At 39.7% G+C, this 7,089-nt stretch carries 7 protein-coding genes; 5 read left to right on the forward strand and 2 right to left on the reverse strand.

Annotated elements, in window-relative coordinates; genetic code table 11:
* Positions 1-85: 85 nt before the first annotated feature.
* Both V7083_RS02185 and rnhC read right to left on the reverse strand, forming a co-directional pair.
* A complete protein-coding gene (locus tag V7083_RS02185) occupies positions 86-376 on the reverse strand; it encodes a 4a-hydroxytetrahydrobiopterin dehydratase (protein WP_335474904.1) in 291 nt (96 codons plus the stop codon).
* 11 nt (positions 377-387) lie between these two features.
* A complete protein-coding gene (gene rnhC, locus V7083_RS02190) occupies positions 388-1,326 on the reverse strand; it encodes a ribonuclease HIII (RefSeq protein WP_335474906.1) in 939 nt (312 codons plus the stop codon).
* Between the two features lie 113 nt (positions 1,327-1,439).
* Here rnhC and zapA point away from each other — a divergent pair, with 113 nt between their 5' ends.
* The 5 genes from zapA (at position 1,440) to V7083_RS02215 (ending at position 6,929) form a co-directional block, all read left to right on the forward strand.
* On the forward strand, positions 1,440-1,700 hold the full coding sequence (gene zapA / locus V7083_RS02195) for a cell division protein ZapA (protein ID WP_335474908.1): 261 nt from the start codon (positions 1,440-1,442) through the stop codon (positions 1,698-1,700).
* A 6-nt stretch (positions 1,701-1,706) separates the two neighbouring features.
* Positions 1,707-2,228, forward strand: coding sequence for a CvpA family protein (locus V7083_RS02200; protein WP_335474910.1), 522 nt, complete (start codon positions 1,707-1,709; stop codon positions 2,226-2,228).
* 95 nt (positions 2,229-2,323) lie between these two features.
* The gene (gene polX / locus V7083_RS02205; protein ID WP_335474912.1) at positions 2,324-4,045 is read left to right on the forward strand and encodes a DNA polymerase/3'-5' exonuclease PolX; all 1,722 of its coding nucleotides are present in this window, start codon (positions 2,324-2,326) and stop codon (positions 4,043-4,045) included.
* Between the two features lie 99 nt (positions 4,046-4,144).
* Entirely contained in the window at positions 4,145-6,502 is a 2,358-nt protein-coding gene (locus V7083_RS02210; protein WP_335474914.1) for an endonuclease MutS2, read from the forward strand.
* 19 nt (positions 6,503-6,521) lie between these two features.
* Positions 6,522-6,929 carry a DUF350 domain-containing protein gene (locus V7083_RS02215; protein WP_335474916.1) on the forward strand — a complete coding sequence of 136 codons (408 nt, stop codon included), beginning with the start codon at positions 6,522-6,524 and terminating at the stop codon, positions 6,927-6,929.
* Positions 6,930-7,089 lie beyond the last annotated feature (160 nt).

A 7,089-nucleotide genomic window follows, 5' to 3' on the forward strand; every position in this document is an offset into this window, starting at 1 on the left:
ATGTCGCCAATAAGCCCTTTTGGAGTAAGTCTCCAACAAACAAAATAAAAAAGGCCGCCAATGGCGAACCTCTCCCAAATTATCCCTAATACTTCTCATAAATCCTATCATAATCCCCCGCCAGAGCCACATCCAAATCCGTTAACCCGCCCGAGTTCCAAGACGTCAATCGTAAAGAAACCAACTTATAATCAATAGAAATAAATGGATGATGATTTTTCTCCTCGGAAAGCTGGGCAATTTCATTCACAAAGGCTACTCCCTTTAAAAATTCACGAAAACGGTACTTCTTTACGATAAATTTCCCGTCCAATTTCCATCCAGGCAATTGAGCTACTGCTGAGACAATCTCTTCATCACTTAACCGTCTGGCCACAAAAAATCCTCCTAAGAACGTTTTTTCTTCACAATCTGCAGCGCCTTATCCGTATTGGCGAAGTGCATCTTCACAAAAGTAGGCAATGTCTCTTGACCCTTTTTCAAAATAAGCTTGGCGGCAGCTTCATCAACATGTTTACCAGCGCCTTTGGGAATCGTAAATCCAGCAGCTACACTCAATTTATCAATGTACTGGATAAATGCATATCGAGCCAGAATACTAGCAGCTGCAACAGATAGATGAACTCCCTCTGCCTTCGTACTGAAATAAACATTCTCCCTAGCAATAGCTTTTTGTCCTTTTAGATGTTGAAAATACGTACTTGACTGGACGAACTGATCAATCAGAATCGCTTCCGGTTTGGCTGGTGCTATTTTTTCCAACACATTTACTATTGCCTGATTATGGAGAACAGCTTTCATTTTTCCCTGGGACCAGCCGGCACTTTGTACCTGATTATATTTATCATTCCTCAGAGTCATCAAGCTAAAAGGCACGATATTCTTAATGACTTTGGCAATTTCTATAATTTTTTCATCGTTTAAATCTTTGGAATCTCGCACACCTAATTCTTGCAGCAACGGGATATCTTCTTTTTTTGCATAGGCTGCCACGACGGTAATCGGGCCAAAGTAGTCTCCAGTTCCAACTTCATCTGAGCCAATCACTGACATCTGACTAAACCCAGCTGGTAAATTTCCAGCAGAGGATGTAGATTTTGCAACACGTGGTTTCGCGGCAGCAGCAGTGCCCCATTTTCCAGCCTCATTTTCACAACTATTCCCTTGAAAAAGAACCTTTCCGGATTTATAGGCTGTAACTGTGCAAGAACCAGTTTTGGCGGAGAACACGCTTCCTTGGGGTAGTTTTTCTGCCAAGTTTTCATTGTAGTAGTCTCTCATTTTCATAATCGTACCCATATCCAATTGCAACACAATATTTCCCAATTTCCATGCACCACATTTCTAATAAATAGTTACTTCGCTAATTTGTTTGACTTTTCGACTTATATCCGTTCATGTTATGATATAGTGTAGGATTCTTGAAAGGGGCATTTACATTGTCTAGTAAAAACAAAAATAAAATTACCGTTGATATATACGGACAGCAATATGTCATTTTAGGTACTGAGAATCCAGGTCATATCCGGCTGGTTGCATCATTGGTCGACGATAAAATGCGCGAAATCAGTTCTAAGAATCCTTCGCTAGATGTTAACAAACTTGCTGTTCTAACTGCAGTGAATGCAGTCAATGACTATATCAAAATGAAGGACGAATTGGAACAAATAAAGAATGAACTAGAAAAAGTAAAGGACTAAATAGTAATGTTGGATATTGCCATTATTCTTATTCTCATTATCGGTTTTTTTGTGGGTCTTAAACGGGGCTTTATCTTGCAGCTTGTGCACTTAACTGGATTTATTATTGCATATATAGTTGCATTTGCCTACTATCAAGAATTAGCCCCGAAGCTAACCCTGTGGATTCCTTATCCCAACTTGGGGGAGGGTACAGTTTTAAAAGTAATTACTGACTCGAGCAATGTAGAGACAGCTTTTTACCGGGCGATTGCGTTTGTGATCATCTTCTTCGCAGTGAAGATTTTGCTGCAAATCATCGGGTCTATGCTAGATTTTATTGCTCATTTGCCAATCTTAAAACAACTAAATATTTGGGCTGGTGGATTACTAGGTTTTATGGAAGTGTATTTAGTGATATTTATTTTATTATACATTGCTGCCTTAATTCCAATGGATGTTTTGCAAAATCCTTTGAACCATTCTGCTCTGGCTAAGTCAATTGTCAATCACACACCGATTCTTTCACAGCAATTTAAAAGTATGTAATTGGAAGAAAACTTCTCTGTGGAAAGAGAAGTTTTCTTATTTTAGGTAAAAAAGGTTAAAATGATATTGTGCTAATGTTTAGGCAGGTGATTGGAATGAAAGTGAATAAAAAGGAAATAGTTCGACTATTGGAAACGATTGCGATTTATATGGAATTAAAAGGGGAGAACACCTTTAAGGTTTCTGCTTTCCGCAAGGCTGCAAACGCTCTGGAAACAGACGAACGTAGTTTATCTGAAATAGAGGATTTTACATCGATTCCAGGCATAGGAAAAGGCACAGCTGCCGTGATTGAAGAATACATAACAGAAGGCTCATCCTCTGTTTTACTGGAGTTAAAAAAAGAGGTTCCGGCCGGTTTGATTCCGCTGTTGCAAATTCAGGGGCTTGGCGGTAAAAAAATCGCTAAGCTTTACCAAGAAATTGGAATTACGGATGTATCAAGTCTAAAGGCTGCCTGCCAAGCTGGAAAAGTTCAGGCATTGGCCGGTTTTGGAAAAAAAACAGAAGAGAAAATTTTAAATGCCATTGCCAATGTAGGTTCCAGACCAGAACGTTTGCCACTGGCTTTTATGCTCCCGATTGCAGAATTAATCGAAGCAAGACTAACTGAAATTCGGTATATTGACCGGTTTTCTAGGGCAGGCAGTCTGAGAAGAATGCGTGAGACTATTAAAGATCTTGATTTTATAATTGCAACTGAACATCCTGAAGAAGTTCGTGCAGGATTGTTAAAATTGCCCAATATCAAGGAAATTATCGGTGCGGGGGACACCAAGGTTTCTCTAACCTTTGAATTTGATCTGGATATTTCCGTTGATTTTCGCTTAGTAAAGCCAAAAGAATTCATTACGACTCTTCACCATTTTACCGGGTCAAAGGACCATAATGTCCGGATGAGGCAGCTTGCTAAGGAACGTGGAGAAAAAATCAGTGAATATGGTGTAGAAAACGTTGAGACTGGGGAAATATTGACATTTACGTCCGAAGCTGAATTTTTCAAGCATTTTGATCTTCCGTTTATACCACCTGAGATTAGGGAAGACGGCAAGGAAGTCGACACTTTTTCTGCAAATGAGGATTTAATTGAACTGGATGACATAAAAGGCGATCTCCATATGCACTCAACCTGGAGCGATGGGGCCAATACGATTGAAGAAATGGCCGAGGCTTGTAGGGCCAGAGGTTATCAATATATGGCCATTACCGATCATTCGCAGTATTTAAAGGTGGCAAACGGATTAAACCGTGAACGGCTGTTAAAACAGATGGAAGAAATAAAAAAATTGAACAAAAAATATGATGATTTTCTCATTTTGTCCGGTATTGAAATGGATATTTTACCGGATGGCACTTTAGATTTCGAGGATGATTTATTAAAGGAGATGGATTTTGTCATTGCCTCGATTCATTCAGCATTTTCTCAGCCAAAGAAAAAAATCATGGAACGTTTAAAAATAGCGCTTACGAATGCACATGTTGACTTAATTGCCCACCCTACCGGCAGAAAAATTGGTAAACGGGAAGGCTATGAAATAGATATTGAAGAACTAATTCAACTGGCAAAAGAAACCAATACTGCATTGGAATTAAACTCTAATCCAAACAGACTGGATCTCAAGCCGGAGTATTTAAGAATGGCTCAGGAAGCCGGAGTAAAAATTTTAATCAATACGGATGCTCATATGCTGGATACATTATCCCACATGGAAATTGGCGTATCCGTAGCAAAAAAGGGTTGGATCAAAAAAGCTTCCGTTCTAAATGCACTAGATAAGAATGATTTGCTGAATTTTTTGACCAATAGGAAGGTATAAACACTTCTACCAAGCATAAGTCAACTAGGTCTGTGCCTTTTAGGCTCGCCAGTCGGCGAGTTCTCTTTCATAATCGAAATTAAAGGGGGGTTAAACCTCATGCAAGAACGAGTTTTTAAAGTATTAGAATTCACGAAAGTAAGGGAGCAGCTACTTGAGCATGCTTCTTCAACACTTGGAAAAGACAAGATCAAGCATCTTGTCCCGTCTATAGATTTTGAAGAGGTGGTAAAGCTTCAGGACGAAACTGATGAGGCAGCCACTGTTTTACGTGTAAAAGGCCATATCCCGTTAGCAGGTATTTACGATATTAGAGCCCATATTAAACGATCTGTGATCGGTGGTGTCTTAAGTCCACATGAGCTTGTCCAAATCGCTAGCATTATCCATGCAAGCAGGCAAATGAAGCGATTTATCGAGGAGTTTTCTGAGGACAGAACGGAAATTCCAATTTTGGCAGAGGAAGTCGCTAAAATCATCCCTTTGACAGACCTGGAACATGCTATAAAGCAGGCCATTGACGAAAGTGGTGAGGTCCTTGATGGTGCGAGTGAAACGTTGAGGACATTACGGCATCAACTTCGAGCAAATGAAGCACGTGTCCGTGAAAAATTGGAAAGTATGATCCGTTCCTCGAGTGCACAGAAAATGTTGTCAGATGCGATTATTACCATTCGTAATGACCGTTTTGTCATTCCGGTTAAACAAGAATATCGCGGTCATTATGGCGGTATTATTCATGACCAGAGTTCTTCCGGTCAAACTTTATTTATTGAACCGCAGGTCATCGTGCAATTGAACAATCAATTGCAAGATATACGCGTAAAAGAACAGCTTGAAATTGAGCGGATTTTAACAGAGCTGTCGGCAAGATCTGCAGAGCATGATTCTGAGCTTACCGTGATTGTTAATGTCATGGCTAATTTAGATTTTATTTTTGCTAAAGCACGTTATGGCAAAAAAATAAAGGCCGCAAAACCTACGATGAATCATGAAGGAAGGATTTCGTTATTTAAAGCACGGCATCCATTAATCTCGATCGATGAAGTCGTACCAAATGATATTTTGCTCGGGAAAGATTATACCACTATTGTGATTACTGGACCAAATACTGGCGGTAAAACCGTTACTTTAAAAACTTTGGGACTTTGTTCGTTAATGGCTCAGGCAGGATTGCAGGTGCCTGCCCAGGATGGTTCAGAGTTGGCTGTATTTGATGCCATCTATGCAGATATTGGTGATGAGCAGTCGATTGAACAAAGCTTAAGTACTTTTTCCTCACATATGGTGAATATTGTAGATATTCTGGGAAGGGTTGATTTTAATAGTTTAGTCTTATTTGATGAACTTGGAGCTGGAACCGACCCGCAAGAAGGGGCAGCATTGGCCATTTCCATTTTGGATGAGGTCCACAGACGGGGTGCCAGGGTGGTGGCTACGACTCATTATCCGGAATTAAAAGCATATGGATATAATCGAGAAGGGGTTTTAAATGCCAGTGTAGAGTTTGATGTAGAAACATTAAGTCCTACCTATAAACTGCTATTAGGTGTCCCTGGAAGAAGTAATGCTTTTGAAATTTCTAAACGGCTGGGTTTAAATGACAGGGTCATTGAAGCCGCCCGCTCACATGTAAGTGAGGATACAAACCAAATCGATCAAATGATCGCCTCGCTTGAAGAAAGTAAACGTCAGGCAGAGATCGAATATCAGGAGGCACGTGATTACTTAAATCAGGCAGAAAAGCTGCATCATGATTTGCAAAAACAAATGATGGAGTTTTATGATAAGAAGGATGACATGCTCGAAAAAGCAGCTGAAAAAGCAGAAACCATTTTGGAGGATGCCAAAAAAGAAGCGGAAAGCGTTATTCGTGACTTAAGAAAAATGCGGATTGAAAAGCATGCGGAAGTGAAAGAGCATGAGTTAATCGATGCAAAACGTCGGCTTCAAGAAGCTGCTCCTGTTATTAAAAGGTCTAAACAAACTGCTGTAAAGAAAACGAAACAGCATATCCTCATGCCAGGAGATGAGGTCAAAGTTCTAAGCTTTAATTCAAATGGAACTTTATTGGAACGAATTTCCGACTCGGAATGGCAAGTTCAAATGGGTATTATGAAAATGAAAGTAAAGGAAAAAGATTTGGAGTACATTACTACACCAAAGCAGGCTGAGACGAAACCACTTGCAATTGTTCGGGGCAGAGATGCTAATGTTAAACTAGAACTGGATTTGCGTGGAGAGAGATATGAAGACGCTTTGTTAAGGGTGGAGAAATACATTGATGATGCTTTGCTTGCCAACTATCCGCGAGTGTCCATTATCCATGGTAAAGGTACAGGAGCATTAAGACAAGGCGTGCAGGAGTATTTAAAGAATCATCGATCAGTTAAGAAAATTCGCTTTGGAGAAGCCGGTGAAGGCGGTTCTGGTGTGACTGTCGTAGAATTTAAATAAGGTACGGGGAGACAAGGCAATGGACCAGTTTTGGGAAAACAGGTATATTCATATTGCGGCCTACTATAGTGTTGTCATTTTATGTATCATTGTTTTTTTAGCGGTATTTGAAATGGTCACTAAGTATAAAAATTGGGATGAGATTAGAAAAGGTAATATGGCCGTTGCCATGGCTACCGGGGGGAAGATTTTTGGAGTAGCTAATATCTTTCGACACACAGTTGAAAATCATAATTCATTACTTTCAATGGTGGGCTGGGGAATTTATGGTTTTTTGCTGCTGTTAGCCGGTTATTTTATCTTTGAATTTTTAACACCTACCTTTAAAATTGATGAGGAAATTCAAAATGATAACCGTGCAGTAGGGTTGATCTCTATGGTCATTTCGATCGGGTTATCTTTTGTCATCGGCGCAGGTATTTCATAAGGGGAGTATGAATGTGGAGAAATTAGCTAAAGTGCTGCTTGCATTCTGTGGCTTATTTTTACTGATTGGGGTCATCTATTTACTATTTTTTTCTTAAAAGAGTGAATCATCGCTGATAAAAACGGCGGTGATTTTTTATTTTGGCTATGTTAAAGAATAC

Source organism: Bacillus sp. JJ1764 (assembly GCF_036962145.1).
Classification (GTDB): domain Bacteria; phylum Bacillota; class Bacilli; order Bacillales; family Cytobacillaceae; genus Neobacillus.

What these genes read in the sequence shown, in the direction of transcription:
- V7083_RS02200 (WP_335474910.1), top strand. Translation starts at nt 1,707, where the DNA reads ATGTTGGATATTGCCATTATTCTTATTCTCATTATCGGTTTTTTTGTG.
- polX (WP_335474912.1), top strand. Translation starts at nt 2,324, where the DNA reads ATGAAAGTGAATAAAAAGGAAATAGTTCGACTATTGGAAACGATTGCG.
- V7083_RS02210 (WP_335474914.1), top strand. Translation starts at nt 4,145, where the DNA reads ATGCAAGAACGAGTTTTTAAAGTATTAGAATTCACGAAAGTAAGGGAG.
- V7083_RS02215 (WP_335474916.1), top strand. Translation starts at nt 6,522, where the DNA reads ATGGACCAGTTTTGGGAAAACAGGTATATTCATATTGCGGCCTACTAT.